This is a genomic window from Photobacterium andalusiense, assembly GCF_900185625.1.
Lineage (GTDB): Bacteria > Pseudomonadota > Gammaproteobacteria > Enterobacterales > Vibrionaceae > Photobacterium > Photobacterium aquimaris.
Map to the genome: position 1 here is coordinate 1 of NZ_FYAJ01000015.1, position 23,833 is coordinate 23,833.

The 23,833-nt window shown below is 40.7% G+C and carries 19 protein-coding genes and 18 tRNA genes; 22 read left to right on the top strand and 15 right to left on the bottom strand.

What is annotated here, in order from left to right; translation table 11 throughout:
* Nucleotides 1-189: 189 nt before the first annotated feature.
* The 4 genes from PAND9192_RS18875 to PAND9192_RS18890 form a co-directional block, all read right to left on the bottom strand.
* A tRNA-Pro gene (locus PAND9192_RS18875) sits at nt 190-266 on the bottom strand.
* A gap of 150 nt (nt 267-416) precedes the next feature.
* Nucleotides 417-492: transfer RNA gene (locus PAND9192_RS18880), tRNA-His, on the bottom strand.
* A 9-nt stretch (nt 493-501) separates the two neighbouring features.
* Nucleotides 502-578, bottom strand: a tRNA-Pro gene (locus PAND9192_RS18885).
* Nucleotides 579-753: 175 nt separating this feature from the next.
* A tRNA-Pro gene (locus tag PAND9192_RS18890) sits at nt 754-830 on the bottom strand.
* Between the two features lie 437 nt (nt 831-1,267).
* Between PAND9192_RS18890 and smrA the strand changes: the two genes are divergently transcribed.
* The gene (smrA, locus tag PAND9192_RS18895) at nt 1,268-1,849 is read left to right on the top strand and encodes a DNA endonuclease SmrA (RefSeq protein ID WP_087854972.1); all 582 of its coding nucleotides are present in this window, start codon (nt 1,268-1,270) and stop codon (nt 1,847-1,849) included.
* Between the two features lie 175 nt (nt 1,850-2,024).
* A complete protein-coding gene (locus PAND9192_RS18900) occupies nt 2,025-2,939 on the top strand; it encodes a DMT family transporter (RefSeq protein ID WP_087854973.1) in 915 nt (304 codons plus the stop codon).
* 48 nt (nt 2,940-2,987) lie between these two features.
* On the opposite strand, the gene PAND9192_RS18905 is transcribed toward PAND9192_RS18900, so the two are convergent.
* The 4 genes from PAND9192_RS18905 to PAND9192_RS18920 all read right to left on the bottom strand — a co-directional run bounded on the left by PAND9192_RS18905 (nt 2,988) and on the right by PAND9192_RS18920 (nt 7,675).
* Nucleotides 2,988-3,602: a LysE family translocator gene (locus PAND9192_RS18905; RefSeq protein WP_087854974.1), complete on the bottom strand. Its 615-nt coding sequence runs from the start codon at nt 3,600-3,602 to the stop codon at nt 2,988-2,990.
* A 45-nt stretch (nt 3,603-3,647) separates the two neighbouring features.
* Complete coding sequence (gene ybaK / locus PAND9192_RS18910) at nt 3,648-4,127, bottom strand: Cys-tRNA(Pro)/Cys-tRNA(Cys) deacylase YbaK (RefSeq protein WP_087854975.1); 480 nt, start codon at nt 4,125-4,127, stop codon at nt 3,648-3,650.
* 196 nt (nt 4,128-4,323) lie between these two features.
* Nucleotides 4,324-5,997, bottom strand: coding sequence for a bifunctional UDP-sugar hydrolase/5'-nucleotidase UshA (ushA, locus tag PAND9192_RS18915; protein WP_087854976.1), 1,674 nt, complete (start codon nt 5,995-5,997; stop codon nt 4,324-4,326).
* A gap of 319 nt (nt 5,998-6,316) precedes the next feature.
* On the bottom strand, nt 6,317-7,675 hold the full coding sequence (locus PAND9192_RS18920) for a Na+/H+ antiporter NhaC family protein (protein WP_087854977.1): 1,359 nt from the start codon (nt 7,673-7,675) through the stop codon (nt 6,317-6,319).
* Nucleotides 7,676-7,976: 301 nt separating this feature from the next.
* On the opposite strand from PAND9192_RS18920, the gene PAND9192_RS18925 reads away from it, so the two are divergent.
* On the top strand, nt 7,977-9,860 hold the full coding sequence (locus PAND9192_RS18925; RefSeq protein WP_087854978.1) for a methyl-accepting chemotaxis protein: 1,884 nt from the start codon (nt 7,977-7,979) through the stop codon (nt 9,858-9,860).
* Nucleotides 9,861-9,955: 95 nt separating this feature from the next.
* Here the strand turns inward: PAND9192_RS18925 and PAND9192_RS18930 are convergent, their stop codons facing one another.
* The 7 genes from PAND9192_RS18930 to hemA all read right to left on the bottom strand — a co-directional run bounded on the left by PAND9192_RS18930 (nt 9,956) and on the right by hemA (nt 16,825).
* Nucleotides 9,956-11,209: an SLC5/6 family protein gene (locus tag PAND9192_RS18930; RefSeq protein ID WP_087854979.1), complete on the bottom strand. Its 1,254-nt coding sequence runs from the start codon at nt 11,207-11,209 to the stop codon at nt 9,956-9,958.
* A gap of 288 nt (nt 11,210-11,497) precedes the next feature.
* Nucleotides 11,498-12,352, bottom strand: a complete 855-nt coding sequence (gene kdsA, locus PAND9192_RS18935) for a 3-deoxy-8-phosphooctulonate synthase (protein ID WP_060997415.1) — start codon at nt 12,350-12,352, stop codon at nt 11,498-11,500.
* A 14-nt stretch (nt 12,353-12,366) separates the two neighbouring features.
* Complete coding sequence (locus PAND9192_RS18940) at nt 12,367-13,176, bottom strand: SirB1 family protein (protein ID WP_087854980.1); 810 nt, start codon at nt 13,174-13,176, stop codon at nt 12,367-12,369.
* Between the two features lie 13 nt (nt 13,177-13,189).
* Nucleotides 13,190-13,570 (bottom strand): SirB2 family protein, encoded by a 381-nt coding sequence (locus PAND9192_RS18945; protein WP_087855025.1) that lies wholly within the window; start codon nt 13,568-13,570, stop codon nt 13,190-13,192.
* A 2-nt stretch (nt 13,571-13,572) separates the two neighbouring features.
* Entirely contained in the window at nt 13,573-14,430 is an 858-nt protein-coding gene (gene prmC, locus PAND9192_RS18950; RefSeq protein WP_087854981.1) for a peptide chain release factor N(5)-glutamine methyltransferase, read from the bottom strand.
* On the bottom strand, nt 14,430-15,518 hold the full coding sequence (prfA, locus tag PAND9192_RS18955) for a peptide chain release factor 1 (protein ID WP_060997418.1): 1,089 nt from the start codon (nt 15,516-15,518) through the stop codon (nt 14,430-14,432). Before prfA ends, prmC begins: the two co-directional genes overlap by 1 nt.
* A gap of 44 nt (nt 15,519-15,562) precedes the next feature.
* Nucleotides 15,563-16,825 (bottom strand): glutamyl-tRNA reductase, encoded by a 1,263-nt coding sequence (gene hemA / locus PAND9192_RS18960; RefSeq protein WP_087854982.1) that lies wholly within the window; start codon nt 16,823-16,825, stop codon nt 15,563-15,565.
* Nucleotides 16,826-17,105: 280 nt separating this feature from the next.
* Between hemA and lolB the strand changes: the two genes are divergently transcribed.
* The 19 genes from lolB (at nt 17,106) to PAND9192_RS19055 (ending at nt 23,811) form a co-directional block, all read left to right on the top strand.
* Entirely contained in the window at nt 17,106-17,708 is a 603-nt protein-coding gene (lolB, locus tag PAND9192_RS18965; RefSeq protein ID WP_234999220.1) for a lipoprotein insertase outer membrane protein LolB, read from the top strand.
* A 56-nt stretch (nt 17,709-17,764) separates the two neighbouring features.
* Nucleotides 17,765-18,643, top strand: coding sequence for a 4-(cytidine 5'-diphospho)-2-C-methyl-D-erythritol kinase (gene ispE / locus PAND9192_RS18970; protein WP_087854984.1), 879 nt, complete (start codon nt 17,765-17,767; stop codon nt 18,641-18,643).
* A 32-nt stretch (nt 18,644-18,675) separates the two neighbouring features.
* A complete protein-coding gene (locus PAND9192_RS18975) occupies nt 18,676-19,623 on the top strand; it encodes a ribose-phosphate pyrophosphokinase (protein WP_036793517.1) in 948 nt (315 codons plus the stop codon).
* Nucleotides 19,624-19,871: 248 nt separating this feature from the next.
* Nucleotides 19,872-20,462, top strand: coding sequence for an aminoacyl-tRNA hydrolase (pth, locus tag PAND9192_RS18980; RefSeq protein WP_087854985.1), 591 nt, complete (start codon nt 19,872-19,874; stop codon nt 20,460-20,462).
* 92 nt (nt 20,463-20,554) lie between these two features.
* Nucleotides 20,555-21,646 carry a redox-regulated ATPase YchF gene (ychF, locus tag PAND9192_RS18985; RefSeq protein WP_087854986.1) on the top strand — a complete coding sequence of 364 codons (1,092 nt, stop codon included), beginning with the start codon at nt 20,555-20,557 and terminating at the stop codon, nt 21,644-21,646.
* A gap of 302 nt (nt 21,647-21,948) precedes the next feature.
* Nucleotides 21,949-22,025, top strand: a tRNA-Met gene (locus PAND9192_RS18990).
* 49 nt (nt 22,026-22,074) lie between these two features.
* Nucleotides 22,075-22,159: transfer RNA gene (locus PAND9192_RS18995), tRNA-Leu, on the top strand.
* A 42-nt stretch (nt 22,160-22,201) separates the two neighbouring features.
* A tRNA-Gln gene (locus PAND9192_RS19000) sits at nt 22,202-22,276 on the top strand.
* Between the two features lie 44 nt (nt 22,277-22,320).
* A tRNA-Met gene (locus tag PAND9192_RS19005) sits at nt 22,321-22,397 on the top strand.
* Between the two features lie 82 nt (nt 22,398-22,479).
* A tRNA-Leu gene (locus PAND9192_RS19010) sits at nt 22,480-22,564 on the top strand.
* Between the two features lie 66 nt (nt 22,565-22,630).
* Nucleotides 22,631-22,705 (top strand) — tRNA-Gln (locus PAND9192_RS19015).
* Between the two features lie 33 nt (nt 22,706-22,738).
* Nucleotides 22,739-22,823, top strand: a tRNA-Leu gene (locus PAND9192_RS19020).
* Between the two features lie 83 nt (nt 22,824-22,906).
* Nucleotides 22,907-22,991 (top strand) — tRNA-Leu (locus PAND9192_RS19025).
* Nucleotides 22,992-23,033: 42 nt separating this feature from the next.
* A tRNA-Gln gene (locus PAND9192_RS19030) sits at nt 23,034-23,108 on the top strand.
* Nucleotides 23,109-23,142: 34 nt separating this feature from the next.
* A tRNA-Leu gene (locus PAND9192_RS19035) sits at nt 23,143-23,227 on the top strand.
* A gap of 73 nt (nt 23,228-23,300) precedes the next feature.
* Nucleotides 23,301-23,385, top strand: a tRNA-Leu gene (locus PAND9192_RS19040).
* Between the two features lie 66 nt (nt 23,386-23,451).
* A tRNA-Gln gene (locus PAND9192_RS19045) sits at nt 23,452-23,526 on the top strand.
* A gap of 32 nt (nt 23,527-23,558) precedes the next feature.
* Nucleotides 23,559-23,643, top strand: a tRNA-Leu gene (locus PAND9192_RS19050).
* Between the two features lie 83 nt (nt 23,644-23,726).
* Nucleotides 23,727-23,811 (top strand) — tRNA-Leu (locus tag PAND9192_RS19055).
* Nucleotides 23,812-23,833 lie beyond the last annotated feature (22 nt).

The following is a 23,833-nucleotide window of genomic DNA, read 5'->3' on the forward strand; positions in this document are numbered from 1 at the left end:
CCCCGACCCTCTGGTCCCAAACCAGATGCGCTACCAAACTGCGCTATTCACCGACTAAATTCTTTTTCTGGAACGCTGATAGAAGGGTCAACCCTCTGGTCCGCTATTCCTAACATCAGAGATGCGCGACTAAACTGCGCTATTCACCGACAATAATAATGGTTTTAATAAACCACTACTTTTAAATAGTGGTCGGTGAAGAGGGATTCGAACCCCCGACCCTCTGGTCCCAAACCAGATGCGCTACCAAACTGCGCTATTCACCGACTAAATTCTTTTTCTGGAACGCTGATAGAAGGGTCAACCCTCTGGTCCGCTATTCCTAACATCAGAGATGCGCTACCAAACTGCGCTATTCACCGACGTTGTTTAGGCTTACAAGGCCAAGGTCTCTATAAAAAAGATAACCTAAATAATGGGGTGGCTAACGAGGCTTGAACTCGCGACAACCGGAATCACAATCCGGGACTCTACCAACTGAGCTATAGCCACCATTGTAAGTGGTCGGTGAAGAGGGATTCGAACCCCCGACCCTCTGGTCCCAAACCAGATGCGCTACCAAACTGCGCTATTCACCGACTAAATTCTTTTTTGGAACGCTGCTAGAAGGGTCAACCCTCTGGTCCGCTATTCCCAACATCAGAGATGCGCTACTAAACTGCGCTATTCACTGATTAATTCTTTTCGAGATGTGTTATCGACTAACACCTTCTCTGATAATAACGGTTTAATAAACCACTATTATATAAATAGTGGTCGGTGAAGAGGGATTCGAACCCCCGACCCTCTGGTCCCAAACCAGATGCGCTACCAAACTGCGCTATTCACCGACTAATTCTTTTTCTGGAACGCTGCTAGAAGGGTCAACCCTCTGGTCCGCTATTCCTAACATCAGAGATGCGCGACTAAACTGCGCTATTCACCGACATTTCAACACGCTATGCGTTGTTGAGGTCGCTATAATACTCGCCATTTTTATTTTAGCAACCCCTATACGGTATTTTTTTTGTAACTAAAATATCTATTGATTAAACAACCTTTTTTATAGGTTATCAGTAGCGCATGTCGATTAAAATACCACCAATCATTAACTTCCTATAACAATCATAAAAACTTAATGACATAAAACACGATAACACATTAACAATATTCAATAATTGGCCAAATTTAAATATCTATAGCTCAGTATAGATTTCCTATTTATTGGCTTTTGTTTCTATTTCGCGTAGGTATACTGAAATTATTGGTTAATTATAGTGAGTCTTTTATGTCTAATGATGAATTGGATCTCTTTAAAGAGATGATGGCTGATATTGCGCCAATAAAACAAGATACCGTTTTAATTCAGCAAAAACACCAAGTATCAGAAGCACAACTTGCTCGACGATTAGCGGCACAAACATTAGCTAATAGTAATATTGATTATTTGTCTCTTGATCATGCCAAGATGATCAAGCCTGATGACATGATTGAATTTAAGCGTGATGGAGTGCAATTAGCCGTATTTAAAAAAATGCGCCAAGGTAAATATGATATTCATGCGCGGTTAGATTTACATAAAAAAACATTATCTCAAGCACGAGATGAGCTATTGGCTTTTTTAAAGCAAGCCCAACGACTAGATATTCGTACTGTTATGATCATTCATGGCAAAGGAGAGCGAACCAATCCACCAGCATTAATGAAAAGTTATATCACTACCTGGCTTGAGCAGATTTCAGATGTATTGTGTTTCCATTCAGCTCAGCGCCAACACGGTGGCACAGGTGCTCTTTACGTTATGATCAAAAAGAGTGCCGAAAAAAAGCAGCAGACACGTGATCGGCATTTAAATCACCGTGAATCTTAAATCCATAAACCTCGAAAATGCATTACCAATACATTGATTGGTAATGTAAATAATATTATTCCCTCTAAACATATACCATAATCAAAATAGTAAAATAAATATATCCTAGGGTTAAAATATTTTGAATTTATTTATCATACAATTCACGTAAAGTCGCCGCCCGAGGAGATTACTAATGAATTCAGAAATACGTCCAATGCTGCTAATGCTAGTGTCTACATTTAGCTTATCAGTAACAGGATTAGTAGCTAAATGGCTAACCCACAGTTTTGACCCTGCATGGCTATGCTTTTTCCGATTGCTATTCCCAGCAATTCTTGCATTCTGGTTAATGACGATCACTAAGTGGTCACAACCTAATAAACAAGCATGGAGCGGTTTAATTGTTCGCGGTATTTGTATTACAGGTAGCCAACTGTGTTTTCTTGCGTCAATTAAATATCTTAGTCTTGTTGAAGCGGTTGTTTTATTTGGTACTAGCCCTTTATTTGTCCCTCTTTTAGAGCGTATATTTTTTAAAACACCAATCAAACGCCTTATTATTATTAATTTGGGCATTACCTTTACAGGATTACTGTTCATTGCTGGTAATCTGGAGCAAATGAAGTTTGGCGGCAGTTTATTATTAGGCTTAGCCGGTGGTATTTTTAATGCTGGCTCACAAGTAGCAATGTACCGTTCAAGTAAAAGTAACCTGACACCTGTCGGTGTGAGTGCGTGGAGCTTTATTGTTGCTTCTGTCTTTTTGATACCCTTTTTAATGTTCTCACCAATAACTACCACAGTAGAATGGCATACATTAACAGGTTGGCAGCATCCATTATTGTTACTATTGATCTTTATGGCGGTATGTACGGTTAATACTCAAGTTTTCCGTGCTAAAGCATATCAATTAGCAGAATCTGGCTCACAATTAGCGCCAATTATTTTTACTAATTTAATTTTCTCGGCTATTTGGCAATTTATGTTTTTTAACCACCCAATGCCATGGAATAAAATGGTCGGGGTTGGATTGATTATATTAGCAACACTCCTTAATACCTTTGTCCCTATTTGGTTACGGAAAAAAAGATGCCAACCCGATGAATAAAAAAATAGCCGAACAATGTTCGGCTATTTTTTTATGCGTTTTTTATCACTAAGCTAACCACACCACTCGACACGCTAATCCAAGTAACACAACGCCAGATAAACGATCGATCAATTGCGCTTTGGTTCTCAACGCTGTTAACACTTTTGGATAAGATAAAATAGATGCAATTAATGTATACCATAATCCATCCACCAGCAGTGGTGTTGCAATAATGATCGCCTTTGACGATGCTTCATTACCAACAGCAACAAATTGACTAAATAGCGCTAAGAAAAATAATGCTAACTTAGGATTGAATAAGGAAATCATTACCCCATCACGTGCCGCTTCAAATAATGTGCTGGCTTGGCCTTGTGCCAATTTTGCAGCCACCCCACCTTTAGAGCGCAAAGCATTAAACCCTAGATACGCTAAATACCCCGCGCCCACATAACTTACACCGCTAAATAACACTGGTGATTGATGCAATACTGCGGCTAGACCTAGTAATGTCAATAAGGCATAGAACCCAACCCCACAAGCATGTGCCCACGCGGTTACAATCCCATGCCAGCGCCCTTCCGATAAACTGTGTTTAGCAACAACGGCTAAACTCGGTCCCGGTGACATCGCCCCTAGCAAACAAATCGCTAATAAATATAGCCAAAGGCTAAGTGTCATCGCTAACTCCTTTTATCAATGACCATATTTAAATATTTGTCTTGGTTAATCGTGTTTAGCAATCGTTGCAAATTTAGCGCTCGTAAGTGTCGCTAAATCTTTCGCTGCAAGCTCTATTTCTAGGCCGCGACGTCCAGCACTTACACAAATCGTCTCAAATTGCTCTGCACTACTATCAATAAAAGTCGGTAAACGTTTTTTTTGCCCAAGAGGACTGATCCCTCCCACAATATAACCCGTTACTTTTTCCGCTAATTTTGGATCAGCCATTTCTGCTTTTTTTCCACCAGCTGCTTTAGCTGCCGCTTTTAGATCGAGCATGCCTGCAACAGGCACAACGGCAACGGCTAAATTTTTAGGATCACCATTTAGAGCAAATAATAATGTTTTAAACACACGATGAGGATCTAAGCCTAAAATTTCAGCAGCTTCGTGACCAAAGTTGTTATTAGCCGGATCATGTTCATATTGGTGAACTTGAAATTCAATCTTATTTTTTTTTGCTAATTTAATTGCTGGGGTCATTACATTTATCTCTACAACATAGCATCAATCAAACAGCTGTAATTAGCTCCCCTTTATATCCACCATAGACAAAGAAGCTAACCACATCTGTTTACCAAAACAGAACTATATACCGAGAGATATTTTTTAAAAAGAACAAAAAAAACGGCGCTGAAAATTCAGCGCCACAAATACAATAAACCTGTCGCCAGACTGGTTATTTATAGCTAATTTCACCTTTGGGAGCAAAGCGATTGGCATCAATTGGACTATGAGTTTGCAAATACTCTTTTAGCACTTCAGCATCAACAAAGCCTGTATTTACATAGCCAGGATGGTTGTTTACTTTTGGATACCCATCACCACCAGCAGCATTAAAACTTGGCACCGTAAAGCGGTAGGTTTTATCCATCATTAATGGTTTACCACCAATATTAACCTTGCTCACCTTGCCATTGGCAACCGTCATTGCTATGCCATAAAACTGCGCATAAGCACCAGAATCAATTGGTTTGGTTGCTACCACATTTAGATAATCCAGAATCTCTTTACCTGACATATCAATATAGGTCACGATATTGCCAAATGGCTGCACAATCAGCACATCTTTATAAGTAATATTACCACCATTAATCGAATCGCGGACACCGCCAGAGTTCATCACTGCAAAATCAGCTTTAGCACGTTCCATATGTGAGGCTGCAATTAAACGACCTAAGTTAGTTTGCTGAAAACGCACCACATTACGATCACCTTCTAACTTACCGTTAGACTCTGCGATCTTAACTGTTAATTGTTCTTGGCCCTTTTCTTGGTAGGGGGTTAAAAACGATAACACTTCAGCATTTTGCTGAATCTCATTCTGAATAAATACTCGCTGCTGGCTACCATCAGCTAATTTAATTTTTTTCTTAAGGTTCACAGGAATCAGATCATAACTGACCAGATTTAACTCACCATTTTGGAATTCAAAATCAGCACGGCCAACATATTTACCCCATTCATGAGCTTGTACAATCCAGGTGCCGTTTTGTTGGTCTGGCGTACACTTATCACCAGGTTTAAAATCACTATTATTCTTATTTGGTCCTTCCATACACACAGGTTCTTGCGAGTGACCACCTACGATCATATCCAAATCACCAGCTTGCATGTAACGCGCTAATGCCACATCACCAGGCGCATTAATACCGCGCTGACCATTTTCATAATGGCCCATATGGGTTGCTGCAATAATCACATCTGGCTTTTCATTGGCTTCAAGTTCAGCAATCACTTGTTTTGCTTCTACTTTAGGATCGCGGAACTCAATCTCACCAATATATTCAGGATTTCCTATTTTCGCGGTGTCTTCAGTAGTTAAACCAATAACTGCAATTTTAATCCCTTGCTGCTCAAAAATTTGGTATGGCTGAAATAAACGTTTACCGGTATTTTTATCGTAAATATTGGCAGATAACATTGGGAAATTAGCCCATTGTTGTTGCTTACGTAATACCTCAAGTGGGTTATCAAACTCATGGTTACCTAATGCCATTGCATCGTAACCTAGCATGTTCATACCTTTAAAATCAGGTTCAGCATCTTGTAAATCAGACTCAGGCACACCGGTATTAATATCACCACCAGAAAGCAATAATGTTGTGCCTCCCTCAGCTTTTACTTCTGCACGAATGCTATCTAATAATGTTTTTCGCGCAGCCATACCGTACTCACCATTTTGATTTTGCCAAAAACGGCCATGGTTATCATTGGTATGTAAAATAGTAATACGATAAGTTTTATCTGTATTCCATTTCGGTAAGGTATCATCTGTCGGTGTTGCACAACCAGAAAGTACAGCTAGAAGAGCAGCTGTTAATGCTGTCTTAGCAAATAAATGTTGTTTCATGTTATCCACCTTAATGATTTTAATCGACGATACCGACCATGTTTTAATATTTATATGGCTGAATCGAATCAAATTTATGCGTAAAAATAGTGTTATTTAATCAAATAATATTAATAAATAACCGTTTCAAAATAATCGCGCTCAGTGTAGGTGAATCAAAAGCCAGCACTTATTTAACGTCACAATTCTGCAACCAAGATCACCGTTACAACATTAAAAACAAATCTCTGATCACAAACCATAAAAAAAGCTCGACCATAGTCGAGCTTTTTGAACAAATATTGTAAGTATTCAACAACTAAAAATAATCATTTATTGATTAAAAGACTTTCTCAAATTTAGGAGTTGAACGGCGAATAAAAATCGCGATTAAAGCCGAAATGGCTAAAAAGAAACAATAATAAGAATGAGAGACGATTTCTAATGGTGATAGTTTAAATACCGACCCTAATAATAATGCTTGAGCACCGTAAGGTAATACACCTTGCACCACACAAGAGAAGATATCCAATAAGCTTGCAGAGCGACGAGCGGTAACATTATTCTCTTGTGCTAACTCACGCGCCACGCCACCAGATACAATAATTGCGACAGTGTTATTGGCGGTACAACAGTTAGTTAAACTCACTAACGTCGCAATACCTAACTCACTAGCGCGAGAATTTTCTGAAGCATTATGTTTTGAGCTAAATTTACCAATCACACGGCTAATCAATTGGGTTAAAAATGCTAACCCCCCCTGTTGACGCATTAACTCACTCACACCACCAATCAACATTGAAAGTAAGAAGATTTCTTGCATATTGCCAAAGCCGCTGTAAATATCTTTGCCAAATGTCGTTAAACTGTAGCTATCAATTGAAAATAAACCCACACCACCCGCAAGAACGATACCTAAGCTCAACACCACAAAAACATTCACCCCAGACACAGCAAGAATAAGGATCGTGATATAAGGTAATACTTTTAACCATTCAATTGGATTTGCTGCAGGTAAAGTTGTTACTGAACTACTAAAAGCAAACAACAACATAGTGACAATAGCAGCCGGTAAAGCAATTTTAATATTCTCACGGAATTTATCTTTCATTTGACAACCTTGAGAACGGGTTGCAGCAATCGTTGTATCAGAAATAATCGATAAATTATCACCAAACATCGCACCACTTAAAACCACACCAGCGGTTAACGCAACATCCATTCCTGCTGCTTGAGCAATACCTAATGCAACTGGCGCTACCGCTGCAATCGTCCCCATCGAGGTACCCATTGACGTTGCAATAAAGGCAGAAATCATAAAAATACCCGGTAAGATCATGCTTGCAGGCAATATAGCCATACCAAGGTTTACTGTTGCATCAACTCCCCCCGACGCTTTCGCAACCGCTGCGAATGCACCAGCAAGTAAATAGATCATACACATCGCAATAATGTCGTTATGACCAACACCACGAATAAATTGCTCTATGGCTTTATTTAATTTTTCTTTACTTAGAATAATTGCCAAAATTACCGCAGGTAATGCTGCAACAGGTGACGGTAATTGATAAAAAGCGAAATCTACCCCTTGGTAAGTCAGGTAACTACCGACACCAATAAATAAGGCAAGAAAGACCCCCAGTGGCAGCAATGCCAATGCTGAAGGTGTAATTGATGATGTGTTGGTTGAGTTTGACATGCTGATAATGAATATCTATTTTAGAATTTCCCCTAGGTTAATGGGATGTGTCACTAGTGTCAACATCTAGACGTCTAAACATCCATATGAACATTGCTTAGTCGCTCTTTATACAACCCCTAAAACAGCCATCTCCTGTCAATTTACTGACACTAAACACTACCATAACCGTCAATAAAAAGTCACAAAATATCAATATGTTAACCATTTCAAAATAAAGTATTCAATCATTAATGAATCAATTGTAATGCAAGTCGTAATTTGCTCTCATAGGATATATTTTGACTCATGAGATGGTTCTATGCAGCTTTCCCTCAAACAAAAATTGATCATGGCTAGCGTATCGGCAGTCGTCATCATGGCAACAGCATTAACATGGCTAGCCGCCAAGCAACTTGATAACGAAACCCACGCTAATACTGATCAACGTGCACGCAGTATTGCCTCAACAGCCACTATCGGTATTACAGATTGGATGGATATTCGTCGTGCGATTACTCAATCCTTTGACAGCTATTATAATCAGCCCAATAACGTCATGTTTTTAAAACAAGCACGTAAAAGTGGTGGTTTTGATGATATTTATTTCGGCACTATTGATGGCGCAATGCATCGTTCGCATCCTGAGCGTAATCGTGCAGACTATGATCCTCGAACACGTCCTTGGTATCGTGATGCTCAAACCGCGGGTAAACAAATTATTACCCCTGCTTATCAAGATGCAATCACTAACGCGTTATTAGTCACGATTGCACAGCCATTAATCAATAATGGTCAACAGGTTGGTGTGGTTGGTGCCGATGTATTGATCGACCAACTTATTAATGATGTTATCAACCTCAATGTTGGTCAAAATGCGGTTGCGATGCTGATTAACAAACAAGATAACCGTTTTCTTGCTCACCCAAATAAGCAATTATTACTCAAGCCATTAGCGCAATATAGCAATCAGCTCACCATAAATAATATTGAGCAACAAATTGCGACTAACAAAGCACTAAATTTAACCATTAATGGTCAACAAAAAGTGCTTTATTTTGAAAATATTCCAAATACCGAATGGATATTAGCGTTAGAAATGGATCTGGCTACAGAAGAAGCCAGCTATTATACCGCACTCAAACAATTGATCATTACCGCGTTCATCATAACGCTATGTGTCATTGTAGCCTTAACACTGTTAGTCAACCTGTTATTCCGCGATCTTAACCGTGTTTCTGCTGCATTAGCTGAAATTGCTAGCGGTGAAGGTGATTTAACTCGTCGCCTTGAGCCTCATAGTAATGATGAAGTGGGTCAACTAGCCCACAACTTCAACGCATTTGTGAGTAACTTACATAGCATGCTGACCCGTTTAAGCCATGTTTCTAGTACACTCAGTCAGCAATCTCACATCACCGCCTCTCAAGCAGAAGAACGTAGTACTCGTATTCAATTTCAACAAGATGAAATTAATATGGTCGCAACAGCTATTAATGAAATGGCTGCCGCAACCCATGAGATAGCATCAAACGCTGAAAACACTGCGCGTACCTCAGAAGAGACTGTCATCGCGTCTGGTCATGGCACCACTCAAGTGAATCAAAGCCAACAATCAATTGCGAGTCTTGCTCAAGAAGTTGAAACTGCCACTGGAGTGATAAGTGCATTAAATAGTCATGCACAGAGCATTAATACTATTCTTTCGACCATTCAAGGGATTGCTGAACAAACTAATTTGCTTGCTCTTAATGCTGCTATTGAAGCAGCCCGTGCTGGTGAGCAAGGCCGAGGATTTGCTGTGGTTGCCGATGAAGTACGAGTCTTAAGTCAACGCACTCACGCATCAACCCAAGAAATTCAACAAATGATTGAGACCTTACAACAAACAACAGGTCAAGCCGTTGGCATAATGGAAGATAGCCGCCACTTAGCTGAAACCAGTGTTGATGATGCCAACTCAGCCTCGGCAAGCTTGTCGCAAATCACCACTGCGGTGAATGACATCAGTGATATGGCAACCCAAATAGCATCTGCTGCAGAAGAGCAATCATCAGTAACATCAGAAATTACTCGCAATACCGAGGGAATTCGTGATGTTTCAAATGAATTGGCTATTGAGGCCAGCGAAGCTGCAAAACAAGCGGCGGAGTTATCAACCTTATCGTATGAATTACAGCAAGAGATCAATCGTTTTAAACTGTAACAGTACCGCTATAATCGCCATCTAAAAAAGGCTTGCAACTCTATTGTCTGCATAAATACGACATGAAGAGTAGCAAGCCTTTATTTATAGAGGGGCTATTTAACCATGTTAAACACAATCGCACCGACCGCTAAACACCCCATAACTAAAATAAAGTAAGTACTTAGTTTACCACGGTAGATTTTCAGACTTTCAATGTGATACACCGCCAACATTGGCATCAAGAATAAAATCATTGCAATAACAGGTCCGGAAAAAGCCTCCATCATCCCTAAAATACTTGGGTTCATTACCGAAGCAAACCAAATACTAATAAACATCAGCACAACACCGATCTTATCGATAGTTTTAATCGGTAATGATGTTTGTTTAGCAACTAGACCATTAAAGCTTTCACGCGCGCCCATAAAGTGACCTAAAAACGATGATGTAATCGCAATAAAAGCAATTAAAGGTCCTAAAATCATAATAAAGTGACTATCTTCAACATTGGCTAGATACGATAACACTGACACATTATCCACTTTTGCTTGTTGAAGCTGTGCTGGCGTTAGGCTCAAGACACATGAAAAAACAAAAAATAACACGAATGCAATTAGCATCACAGAAGTTCGTTTTAAAATAGTCTCTGATTTAGTATGGGCGTGATAACCATATTGACGACGCTGCGCATTAACAAACCCTGACACGACAGGTGTATAACTAAATGCAAACACCACCACTGGAATCGCTAACCATAGCGAGGCACTTAAATCACCCACACTTTGATTAAGACTAAAATTAGGCATGTGCCAGCTTGGAATCAAATAAATTGAAATACCAGCCAAAATAAACGTTAGCGGATACACGATCATGCCAAATACGCGCAACATGGTTTTTTCACCAGCCAACATAATCGCTATCATGCCAAACACTAAACAGCCTGAAAGTATCACTCGAGACGGCGCAGCCATGCCTAGTTGATGCACCATAAAACTATCAACGGTATTGGTTAAACCGACACCATAAATCAACAAAATGGGAAAAATAGATAAGAAGTATAATAAAGAAATTAAACGCCCATAACGCTGACCAAAGTGCTCTTCAACCACGTCAGTAAAATCAGCATTTGGCTGTTTAGAAGATAAAACAAACCGAGCCAGTCCACGGTGAGCCCAAAATGTCATCGGTCCGGCAAGCAGTGCCATAATAACTAATGACCAAAAACCACCAGAACCAATATTAATCGGTAAAAATAAAATACCAGCACCAACAGATGTACCAAATAGACTCAACATCCAGCTGGTATCATGTTTGGTCCAACTTGAGGAGACGGTTTTTGCTTCGAGAGCGGAAAGATCTTGTGACATTGACACGGTAACTCACTACGACTAATAAAACTTAGCAGTAGTATGAAACGACCAGAGCCAAGACTCAAAAAAAAAGTGACACAGATCACCCTGATATTTTTAATTCCAATAAAGCATAACAGCTAAAATATAGCTAATTTATAGAATATAAATTCAGTTTTAAGTACAAAAATCAGAATAAAAAACCAAATTTTACAATTAAACAATTTTTCCTATTTAGTATGCTTTTTACACAAAAAAGCCCTATAAATAGAATTTATAGGGCTCAATGTATCTCAACAACATTAATTAGTTGATTTCAATCGGAGCAAAACTCTTAATTAAGTCATCAAGTTGCTTAATCTGTGCAAGAAATGGTTCAAGCTTATCTAATGGGAAAGCAGATGGGCCATCACAACGTGCTAAATCTGGCGTTGGATGCGCTTCCATAAATAAACCTGCAATACCAGTTGCGATACCAGAGCGTGCAAGATCAATAGTTTGCTCACGGCGACCGCCTGATGCTGCACCAAGTGGATCACGGCATTGAAGTGCATGAGTAACATCAAAAATAATTGGGCTACCGTTTGACGCTTTTTTCATTACGTCAAAGCCAAGCATATCAACTACAAGGTTATCATAACCGTGTAATACGCCACGCTCACATAGAATCACATTGTGGTTATCACACTCAGCAAACTTCTCAATAATGTTACCCACTTGGCCAGGGCTCATAAACTGTGGTTTTTTAACATTAATCACAGCGCCTGTTTTAGCCATCGCTTCAACAAGATCCGTTTGACGAGCAAGAAAAGCAGGTAATTGAATCACATCAACCACATCAGCAACAACTTGAGCTTGTTCTTTTTCATGAATATCAGTAATGATTTTCACACCAAAAGTATCTTTTAATTCTTGGAAGATTTTTAAACCTTCTTCTAAACCAGGACCACGGTACGAACGTACAGATGAACGGTTTGCTTTATCGAAAGATGCTTTAAATACGAAAGGAATACCCAATTTATTGGTTACTTCTACGTAGTGCTCACAGATTTCCATTGCTAAGTCGCGTGACTCTAGCACATTCATGCCACCAAAAAGTACAAATGGCTTATCGTTAGCAACGTCAATATCACCAACACGAACAATTTTTTGTTGCATCATATTTATCTTCTCATCTAGTGCAAGGTAAGAGGCTCTTCAGACAGAGCATCTACTTGAAGTTTAAGCAAATCTGCAGCAGGATCTTCTGGGCATTGTTCTATAAAATAAGAGTAATCAACCGCTGCAGCATGAAGGCAATCAAGTTGCTGGTAAATATAACCGCGATCACGGATCTCATGCGGATCACCAGGGTTTAATGCTAAGGCTAAATCACTACAACGCAACGCATCTGTAAATTGTTCTTCACGCAATAACGCACTTTTCATCACCGTTAACCAACGCGATAAAATGACATTATTTTGCTGCGCATCAAGAAATTCAGGTTTAAATTCAGCAAATGGACCACGATGGCCGATCAACCAACTCCGCAAAATATGGACACTCACAAATTCACCATCAAAAGGATTAATGTATTGAATTTCATCTTGTGACCATATAACTTTCAATAAAAACTGAGTTGGAAAACCTACATTTTCAACTGGTAATTCAAGGTGCTTAGCTAAGTAAAGTAAGATAGCGCCTAAGCTAACTGGAATCCCTTTACGACGCTCTAAGACTTTATCTAGAAAAGCATTATCTGATGAAAAATATTGCTGTTGATCACCTTGAAAGCCCCACTCATGATAAAAAAGTCGCAACAAACCTTCGAGACGCAAACGAGGGTTAAGCTCGTGCATCAGCGTTTGTTCCGCTTCTTGTACCAGTTGAGTCAAACGTAATTCTACCCATGTCGCAGGAAAATCAATGTCGACTTCAGCCATGAAAGCAATCGCTCCATCAACCAACGGCATCTGATTAAGATCTTGTTCATTAAATGGCATCATGATACTACTCACACTAGCCCAAGATAGGCGTTTTAGTGATCGCTAATTGTGCAGCCAATACTAACCACCCAATCGCTCCTAAGAAGGCAAACGTCTTAAATACTTTGTTTTTCCCATGATGAAGGGTGAAATAACCTAATGCAATATAGGCAAGTACACAGGTTAATTTTTCAGTTAACCAGCCATTACCCGCTGTAAACGGTATAAATCCAGTAATAAAAATTAATGCCACACCAGAAGCAAGCATGATCGTATCAATGACATGGGGGGTTATTTTAAAGAATTTTTTATTAATCATTGCTGAGTTTGTCATCACCATTATATAGCGAGTAACAAACAGTAATACGCTTAACGCAATTGCGGTAAGGTGAATATGTTTCATTGCCATGTACATCATTACGCATAATCTCCTAGCCAGCACCCCATCGTTACGCGATCGAGCCCAGCATAATCTTGACTTGTTGATACCTGTACATAACCTAATTGCTCCAGAATAGCTCGAACGGCAGCGCCTTGTTCAAAGCCATGCTCCATGAGTAACCAGCCCCCAGGCAATAAATATTGACGTCCATCTTGACTAATAATACGAATATCGGCGAGTCCATTATCACTTGCAACTAACGCACTTTTAGGTTCAAAGCGAACATCACCTTCAATAAGGTGCGGATCAGCTTCATCTATATAAGGCGGATTACTGACAATAACGGCAAATTGAGGTTGTTGCTCAAGAGGACTATACCAACTACCGGCTAAAAAACGGCTATTAGTCATATTGAGTCGCTGGCTATTTTCAGTCGCTAATGCCACCGCTTCTGGACGTAAGTCGATTCCCGTAACAGCAATATCATTACGTTCAGATGCTATCGCCAAGGCAATTGCACCCGTACCTGTACCTAAATCAAGTACCTGACATGTTGTTGCTGGTATTTTTTCAAGTGCTAATTCAACCAGCCTTTCAGTATCAGGACGGGGAATTAATGTTGACGGTGACACTTTTAACGGCAGTGACCAAAACTCACGCTCACCGACGATATAAGCAATCGGCTCACCAGCAATTCGACGAGCTAACAATGCTGAAAAAGCCGCAAATTGCGCCTCATCAAGTTGCTTTTCCGGCCAAGTTAGCAAGTAACTACGTGGTTTATCTAATACATGACATAACAATACAACACTGTCTAACTGCGGACTATTAGAGCCCGCAGTCGCAAGTTGTGCATTGGTTTGTTGTAATAAACATTCAATGCTACGTGGCATTAGTTTTGCTCAGCCATCGCTGCAAGTTGATCCGCTTGATATTCAGTAAATACCGGTTGAATCAATGCATCTAAATCACCTTCCATCACTTCATTTAGACGATAAAGTGTTAGCGTAATACGGTGGTCTGATACACGACCTTGTGGGTAGTTGTAAGTACGAATACGGTCAGAACGATCACCTGAACCTAACAAGTTACGACGGGTACTTGCTTCTGCTTCATGACGACGCTCTTCTTCAGCTTTGATGATACGCGCTGCTAGCACTGACATCGCTTTCGCTTTGTTTTTATGCTGCGAACGTTCATCTTGACACTCAACTACAATACCGGTTGGTAAGTGAGTAATACGAATAGCAGAGTCGGTGGTGTTAACGTGCTGACCACCTGCGCCTGATGAACGGAAGGTATCAATACGTAAATCACCCGCATTAATTTCTGGAATTTCAGCTTCTGGAATTTCAGGTAAAATCGCGATAGTACAAGCAGAAGTATGAACACGACCTTGAGATTCAGTCGCAGGAACACGCTGTACACGGTGACCGCCTGACTCAAACTTTAGAACGCCATAAGCACCATCGCCATTAACTTTAGCGATCATCTCTTTATAACCGCCTTGCTCTGAACGGTTTTCACTGATGATCTCCATACGCCAACCGCGACGCTCAGCGTATTTGCTGTACATACGGAACAGATCACCTGCAAAAATACCTGCTTCATCACCGCCAGCACCAGCACGGATTTCAACAAAACAGTTACGATCATCATTAGGATCTTTTGGAATCAATAATAGTTGTAACTCATCGGCTAAACGTTCAATTTCAGCCTTAGCATCTTTGATTTCTTCTTGCGCCATTTCGCGCATTTCAGCGTCATCTTCTTGTGCCATTTCTTCTGCAGCTTCAAGGTTTTCTTGCGCTTGTTGGTACGCTTGGAAACTCTTGGTCACTTCTTCAAGCTGAGAGTATTCTTTTGATAGTGCACGAAATCGGTTTTGATCACTAAGGACACTGGGATCACCCAGTAGGTGTTGAACTTCTTCGTAACGTTCAACCAGCGTTTCTAATTTAACTAAAATTGATTGCTTCATAATCTTCTAATTAAGTGCGGAGTAACGGCCAAAGCCATCAACTGCTAATCGTTATAGGAATCCAGCCCGAGTGCTTCACGGATCACAACCAATTTGTCAGATTCACCATCTTTGGCAACCTGCTGCATGGCTTTTGTCGGAGCATGGATAAGCTTATTGGTTAGTTTATTGCTCAATTCTACCAAGGCTCGTTCAGGATCGGTACCATTGGCGATTGCTTGTAAGCTGCGTTGTAACAGCTCATTTTTTATTGCTTCAGCATATTGACGATAGTCACGGATACTATCGACCGCTTCCAGTGAGCGTAGCCATTGCATAAAAGTAATACTTTCTTCAGCGATGATCGCTTCAGCTTGAATCGCTGCTACTTTACGTTGCTCACGATTTTTCTCGACAATCGAATACAGATCATCGACAGAATATAAATACACATCATTAAGATCGCCAACCTGTGATTCAATATCACGCGGTACAGCAATATCAACAAATAACATCGGCTGATTACGGCGACGTTTTAAGGCCGCTTCAACCATGCCTTTACCCACAATAGGTAATGGGCTAGCTGTTGAGCTAATGACGATATCGGCACAATGAAGATAGTCAGGAATATCTTCTAAACCTATCACTTCAGCGCCAAACTCTCGTGCAAGATTAAGTGCACGTTCACGGGTTCTGTTGGCAACAATTAAACGGTTACATCCTTGCTCAACAGCATGACGAGCAACCAATTCAATGGTTTCCCCTGCTCCTATGAGCAACATTGTCACACCCGATAAAGCTTCAAAAATTTGTCTTGCCAACGAACATGCTGCATAAGCAATAGAAACTGCATTACCACCAATATCGGTTTCAGTACGAACCCGTTTGGCAACGGTAAATGTTTTTTGAAACAATTTTTCTAAGGTACCAACTACAGTTCCATTGTCTTTTGATTCCGAATAAGATTGCTTCACCTGTCCTAGGATTTGCGGCTCACCTAATACTAACGAATCTAACCCACACGCAACACGCATTAAATGGCGCGCTGCGGCTTGTTGTTCATGAAAGTACAGGCTTGGCATCAATTCTTCGGCTGTGATCTGATGAAATTTGGTCAACCAGTCAATAATCACACCCGGTCCTGACTGCAATAACTCACAGTAAACTTCGGTTCGGTTACATGTAGATACAATCACCGCACTCGAGACTTCAGGATGGTTTTTAAGCTCCTGCAGTGCCAAAGACAGTTTTTCAGGAGAAAAAGCTACCTTCTCACGCAAATCAACAGAAGCTGTTTTGTGGTTGATTCCTAATGCAAGCAAGGTCATGGAAACAGTATACCCACTTCGGCAATGAAAAAATCTAAGATGAAGATTTTACTTGATGCCATGTCGTAATAAAAGGCAACAGAGGTAATCAATCGGTAATGACACCATTTTTATCGTTTTTTAGCCACCTTATTCGTATCATTAATGGTTATAATTTGGCTTTCGATTAAATTATCGCTATTGTTTTGGCTCATTCTGATAGAGACTTCCTACGATGATATTGCGTAATCTTGCTACAAATCTTCTCTCAGCTACTGTGACATCAGTTCAAAAAAAAGCAGTGACTAACCACAAAAAAAAATGGCTACTCTCTCTTTTCGCCTTATCATTATCACTTCTTTCAGGCTGTGCACAACAACCGATAATTACCCATAAAGCTGATTGGTCACTTCATCAAGCTCAACTGCAACAACTCACCCGTTATCATGCTCAAGGCGTATTTGGCTACATCAGCCCTCAGCAACGAGTTACCTTAACCTTTAATTGGCAAAATAAAGCCGATGATTATCAACTCATTTTAACCAAAATGTATAAAACCATTCTTAAATTAAATGCAGCCCCTGATGCGGTCACACTTACCGATCCCGATGGTCATACTTATCATGGCACCGATGCCGCACAATTAGTGCAACAACTGACGGGTATTAATTTACCACTTCAACAAATGCGTGATTGGTTAATCGGTCTTCCGACTGGTGCAGATCATTATCAACTCAATAAGAATGACCAAGTTGCCATGCTAACCAAAAAAATTGATGGCCGCACTTGGGAGATGCATTACAGTAGTTACGATAATACTAAGGTACCATCGCTACCAATATTGATGACCTTAAAACAAGGCCAATTAACCATCAAAATAAAAGTCTCCACTTGGAAGATATAAAAATACGCCTTTGTTTTTTTAATGCTTAAAATTCACGTAACTAATGAGTCGCTTTCATGAACCATAACGCTAAATTTGATATTGCTACGCAGTGGCCAGCACCTGCCAAGCTTAACCTTTTTCTCTACATTACAGGTCAACGAGACAATGGTTATCACGACTTACAAACCTTATTTCAGTTTGTCGATTATGGTGACACATTAACCATTACTGCTCGTCAAGATAATAACATCACCCTCACACCAGCAATAACAGGCGTTGCTACAGAAGATAACTTAATCTACCGTGCCGCTGTTGCGTTGCGTCAAGCGGCACAAGTCGATTTCGGGGCTGAGATCCATATTGATAAAATTTTACCTATGGGCGGCGGCTTAGGAGGAGGATCGTCTAATGCTGCAACAACATTAGTGGCATTGAATTTTCTATGGCAAACCAATTTATCCGTCGATGAACTTGCCACTATCGGCTTAAAACTTGGGGCTGATGTGCCTGTTTTTGTTCGTGGTCACAGTGCATTTGCTGAAGGTATTGGTGAAAAATTACAGCCAGCAGCACCACAAGAAAAGTGGTATTTAATCGCAAAGCCCGATATTAGCATCGCAACTGCTGAAATTTTCAACCATCCGCAATTACCTCGAAATACCAAAAAACGTAGCTTAGATGCCCTGTTACGTGACGTTTACGAAAACGATTGCGAGAAAATTGTAAGAAGTCTTAATCCTGAGGTTGATCAGGCGCTTTCATGGCTGTTAGAATATGCGCCGTCAAGATTAACTGGTACTGGCGCTTGTGTGTTTGCAGAATGTGACACTGAGCAAAATGCTAATGATATTTTGAATAATTTACCTGACTGGCTCCAGGGATTTGTCGCAAAAGGTGTTAACGTATCTCCTTTGATGACAACGCTAGCCACATATTCTATGGATTGTCAGTAATTACAACTTGGACGCAACCTGAGGTTTACACCGTGCCTGATATGAAGCTGTTTGCTGGTAACGCTACACCAGAACTAGCCCAACGCATCGCTGATCGTCTTTATATTTCATTAGGAGACGCAACGGTTGACCGTTTCTCCGATGGTGAAGTATGTGTGCAAATTAATGAAAACGTTCGTGGTAGCGACGTCTTTATTATTCAATCAACTTGTGCACCAACTAACGACAACCTAATGGAACTGGTTGTTATGATCGATGCATTACGTCGTGCTTCTGCAGGTCGTATTACTGCTGTAATTCCATACTTCGGTTATGCACGCCAAGATCGTCGTGTACGCTCTGCTCGTGTGCCAATCACTGCTAAAGTTGTTGCTGACTTCCTATCTAATGTAGGCGTTGACCGCGTATTAACGGTTGATCTACATGCTGAACAAATCCAAGGTTTCTTCGATGTTCCTGTCGATAACGTATTTGGTAGCCCAGTACTACTTGAAGATATGTTAGCGAAAGATCTCCAAGATCCAGTGGTTGTTTCTCCTGATATCGGCGGTGTAGTACGTGCGCGTGCTATTGCTAAGCTATTAGATGATACGGATATTGCGATTATCGATAAACGCCGCCCACGTGCTAACGTTTCTCAAGTTATGCATCTAATCGGTGATGTTGAAGGCCGCGATTGTATTATCGTTGATGACATGATCGATACTGGTGGCACACTATGTAAAGCAGCTGAAGCACTAAAAGAACGCGGTGCGAAACGTGTATTTGCTTATGCTACTCACCCAGTATTCTCTGGTAGCGCACTACAAAACATCACTGAATCTGTGATTGACGAAATCATTGTTACTGACTCAATCCCACTAACAAAAGAAATTGCAGCAACAGGTAAAGTATCAGTACTAACCTTGTCTGGCATGCTAGCTGAGGCGATCCGTCGCATCAGTAACGAAGAATCAATTTCAGCTATGTTTGAACACTAATCACGTGTGATTAGGATGAGATTTTTCTCAGTAAAATTCTCAGCTAAATAAAAACCAACGCCTCGCTTTTGCGGGGCGTTTTATTTTTTGCGCACTACGCCAATAGCAGATCACTGCAGAACCATATCAATTTAGCTTCGTTTGGTATAATATAGCGCGCGTTTTGAACCCGCTGATTATGCGGTTTAGCCATCATAATGGTTATCACAAAACGCTATCACTACGGCTGTATGACAAGAGAGACAAGCGTGAGTAATAATATTCGGTTACTTGTCGGCCTGGCAAACCCTGGCCAAGAGTATGCAAAAACCCGTCATAATGCTGGTGCATGGGTCGTTGAAGAACTAGCTCGAGTCCATAATGTTACCCTGCGCCCAGATCCAAAATATTTTGGTCTCACAGGCAGGATCACAACTAATGGTCAAGATCTTCGCTTGTTGATCCCAACCACATTCATGAATTTATCAGGTAAGTCTGTATCTGCATTGGCTAATTTTTTCCAAATAAAACCGGAAGAAATTTTAGTTGCCCATGACGAACTTGACTTATCTCCTGGTGTTGCCAAGTTCAAAAAAGGCGGTGGTCACGGTGGTCATAATGGCTTGCGTGATATCATTAGCAAAATGGGCAACAACAAAGATTTCTATCGCTTAAGGATTGCTATTGGCCACCCTGGTGATAAAAATAAAGTCGCTGGTTACGTGCTAGGAAAAGCACCGGCCAAAGAACAAGAACTTATCGATGCAGCGGTTGATGAATCAGTTCGTTGTATTGATGTGCTTCTAAAAGACGGCCTTAGTAAGGCACAAAATCGTCTTCATTCATTCAAGGCAGAGTAGCGCACTGGCAACAGAACTACTTCGTCGTTATAGACTCGTGTGAGTACTATAATTGAGTTGTTACAAAATAATCACCAAAAGGGTTACAAACCATGGGTTTTAAATGCGGTATCGTAGGTCTACCAAACGTTGGTAAGTCAACACTGTTCAATGCCTTAACAAAAGCAGGTATCGAAGCAGCTAACTTCCCATTCTGTACTATCGAGCCAAATACAGGTGTGGTACCTGTACCAGATCCACGTATGGATGCATTAGCAGTATTCGTTAAACCAGAGCGTATTCTGCCAACCACAATGGAATTTGTAGATATCGCAGGCCTTGTTGCTGGCGCATCTAAAGGTGAAGGTCTTGGTAACAAGTTCCTAGCTAACATTCGTGAGACTGATGCGATTGGTCACGTTGTTCGTTGTTTTGAAAATGACAATATCGTTCACGTTGCTGGCCGTATTGACCCTCTTGAAGATATCGACATCATCAACCTTGAATTAGCAATGGCTGACCTTGATACTTGTGAGCGTGCTATTTTCCGTTTAGCAAAGCGTGCAAAAGGTGGCGATAACGACGCTAAATTCGAGATCAAAGTATTAGAAAAAATGTTGCCACTATTAACTGATGGCGGCATGCTACGTTCAATGGAACTAAGCAAAGAAGAAAAAGCAGCGATTGATTACCTGCACTTCCTAACGCTAAAGCCAACCATGTACATTGCTAACGTTAACGATGATGGTTTTGAAAATAACCCATTCCTTGACAAAGTTGTTGAGCGTGCTGCAACAGAAAACGCGATTGTTGTACCAATTTGTGCAGCAATGGAATCTGAAATCGCAGAGCTTGATGATGAAGATCGTGAAGAGTTCCTAGCTGATATGGGTATCGAAGAGCCGGGTCTTAACCGTGTAATTCGTTCAGGCTATGAATTACTGTCATTACAAACTTATTTCACTGCTGGTGTGAAAGAAGTGCGTGCATGGACTATCCCTGTTGGCGCAACAGCACCAAAAGCAGCGGGTGTTATTCACACTGACTTTGAAAAAGGCTTTATTCGCGCTGAAGTTATCGGTTATAACGATTACATCGAGTTTGGTGGCGAATCAGGTGCTAAAGATGCAGGTAAATGGCGTCTAGAAGGTAAAGATTACATTGTTAAAGATGGCGATGTTGTCCACTTCCGTTTTAACGTATAATTTATTATTCAGTTATCATTGAGATAACGACGAATAAATCAATAAGCCAGCCTCGTGCTGGCTTATTTTTTATTATTTGGTAGATAAAAATAAAATTGAGTTACATCACAATTTTAACCATTAATAGCTGACAAATCAGATATCAGTTTGTGATTCGCCCAGTTCGCCCAAATAACCGCCGAACAAACGTATTTTCGCCATTTATCAAAAAAAACTATTGACGGTTTTGGCTGGTATGAGCATAATGCGCCCCGTTCCCAACGAAGCGGCTCACTAAGAGCAGTGGCTGTTGGCTACAAAATGGCTACGTAGCTCAGTTGGTTAGAGCACATCACTCATAATGATGGGGTCACAGGTTCGAATCCCGTCGTAGCCACCATTTCAATTTTATTATAAGATTGAAAATCAATACTCGATATTGATAAAATGCGGAAGTGGCGGAATTGGTAGACGCACTAGATTTAGGTTCTAGCGCCGTAAGGTGTGAGAGTTCAAGTCTCTCCTTCCGCACCATTCTTTCAATAGAGTTGAAAGAAGCTTGAAAAAGCACATTGTAGGTCTATCGCCAAGCGGTAAGGCAACGGCTTTTGATGCCGTCATTCCCTGGTTCGAATCCAGGTAGACCTGCCACAATTTAAGATGACGATTAATTATTTTATTCTTCGGTGTCTATTGGCTACGTAGCTCAGTTGGTTAGAGCACATCACTCATAATGATGGGGTCACAGGTTCGAATCCCGTCGTAGCCACCATTTATTCTTCGATTAAGTATTTACCTATACTTTAATTGAAAAATACGATCAGAGAACAACAGTTATTTATAACTGACAATATGCGGAAGTGGCGGAATTGGTAGACGCACTAGATTTAGGTTCTAGCGCCGCAAGGTGTGAGAGTTCAAGTCTCTCCTTCCGCACCATTCTCTCTGATCTTAAAGTCTTGTTACTACCCAACAAGCAAAGGTTACTTGAAAAAGTAAACCAGTAGGTCTATCGCCAAGCGGTAAGGCAACGGCTTTTGATGCCGTCATTCCCTGGTTCGAATCCAGGTAGACCTGCCATATTTAGATTAATTGTTACGACAGTTAATCATTGCGGAAGTGGCGGAATTGGTAGACGCACTAGATTTAGGTTCTAGCGCCGTAAGGTGTGAGAGTTCAAGTCTCTCCTTCCGCACCATTATTCTTTAAATCAGCTTTTTACCAATTACTGATTTAATTAATACAACTAGAGATACAACAGTTATTTATAACTGACAATTTGCGGAAGTGGCGGAATTGGTAGACGCACTAGATTTAGGTTCTAGCGCCGCAAGGTGTGAGAGTTCAAGTCTCTCCTTCCGCACCATTCTCTCTAGTTTTGTGAAAGTCTTATGAAAATAAGCACTGTAGGTCTATCGCCAAGCGGTAAGGCAACGGCTTTTGATGCCGTCATTCCCTGGTTCGAATCCAGGTAGACCTGCCATATTTTAGATTAATTGTTTCGACAGTTGATCATTGCGGAAGTGGCGGAATTGGTAGACGCACCAGATTTAGGTTCTGGCGCCGTAAGGTGTGAGAGTTCAAGTCTCTCCTTCCGCACCATTATTCTTCATTTTAACTACGGTTAATATGAACAATACCATCAGAGACAACAGTTATTTATAACTGACAATATGCGGAAGTGGCGGAATTGGTAGACGCACCAGATTTAGGTTCTGGCGCCGCAAGGTGTGAGAGTTCAAGTCTCTCCTTCCGCACCATTCTCTCTGATTTTAAAGTCTTGTTACTACCCAACAAGCAAAGGTTACTTGAAAAAGTAAATCTGTAGGTCTATCGCCAAGCGGTAAGGCAACGGCTTTTGATGCCGTCATTCCCTGGTTCGAATCCAGGTAGACCTGCCATATTTAGATTAATTGTTACGACAGTTAATCATGCGGAAGTGGCGGAATTGGTAGACGCACTAGATTTAGGTTCTAGCGCCGTAAGGTGTGAGAGTTCAAGTCTCTCCTTCCGCACCATTATTCTTTAAATCAGCTTTTTACCAATTACTGATTTAATTAATACAACTAGAGATACAACAGTTATTTATAACTGACAATTTGCGGAAGTGGCGGAATTGGTAGACGCACTAGATTTAGGTTCTAGCGCCGCAAGGTGTGAGAGTTCAAGTCTCTCCTTCCGCACCATTCTCTCTAGTTTTGTGAAAGT

Coding starts and splice junctions, on each gene's coding strand:
- smrA (WP_087854972.1), top strand. CDS start 1,268: ATGTCTAATGATGAATTGGATCTCTTTAAAGAGATGATGGCTGATATT.
- PAND9192_RS18945 (WP_087855025.1), bottom strand. CDS start 13,570: ATGTACATGGCAATGAAACATATTCACCTTACCGCAATTGCGTTAAGC.
- prfA (WP_060997418.1), bottom strand. CDS start 15,518: ATGAAGCAATCAATTTTAGTTAAATTAGAAACGCTGGTTGAACGTTAC.
- PAND9192_RS18920 (WP_087854977.1), bottom strand. CDS start 7,675: ATGTCAAACTCAACCAACACATCATCAATTACACCTTCAGCATTGGCA.
- ybaK (WP_087854975.1), bottom strand. CDS start 4,127: ATGACCCCAGCAATTAAATTAGCAAAAAAAAATAAGATTGAATTTCAA.
- PAND9192_RS18905 (WP_087854974.1), bottom strand. CDS start 3,602: ATGACACTTAGCCTTTGGCTATATTTATTAGCGATTTGTTTGCTAGGG.
- ispE (WP_087854984.1), top strand. CDS start 17,765: ATGAACCATAACGCTAAATTTGATATTGCTACGCAGTGGCCAGCACCT.
- hemA (WP_087854982.1), bottom strand. CDS start 16,825: ATGACCTTGCTTGCATTAGGAATCAACCACAAAACAGCTTCTGTTGAT.
- PAND9192_RS18925 (WP_087854978.1), top strand. CDS start 7,977: ATGCAGCTTTCCCTCAAACAAAAATTGATCATGGCTAGCGTATCGGCA.
- PAND9192_RS18940 (WP_087854980.1), bottom strand. CDS start 13,176: ATGATGCCATTTAATGAACAAGATCTTAATCAGATGCCGTTGGTTGAT.
- prmC (WP_087854981.1), bottom strand. CDS start 14,430: ATGCCACGTAGCATTGAATGTTTATTACAACAAACCAATGCACAACTT.
- ushA (WP_087854976.1), bottom strand. CDS start 5,997: ATGAAACAACATTTATTTGCTAAGACAGCATTAACAGCTGCTCTTCTA.
- kdsA (WP_060997415.1), bottom strand. CDS start 12,352: ATGATGCAACAAAAAATTGTTCGTGTTGGTGATATTGACGTTGCTAAC.
- ychF (WP_087854986.1), top strand. CDS start 20,555: ATGGGTTTTAAATGCGGTATCGTAGGTCTACCAAACGTTGGTAAGTCA.
- PAND9192_RS18930 (WP_087854979.1), bottom strand. CDS start 11,209: ATGTCACAAGATCTTTCCGCTCTCGAAGCAAAAACCGTCTCCTCAAGT.
- PAND9192_RS18900 (WP_087854973.1), top strand. CDS start 2,025: ATGAATTCAGAAATACGTCCAATGCTGCTAATGCTAGTGTCTACATTT.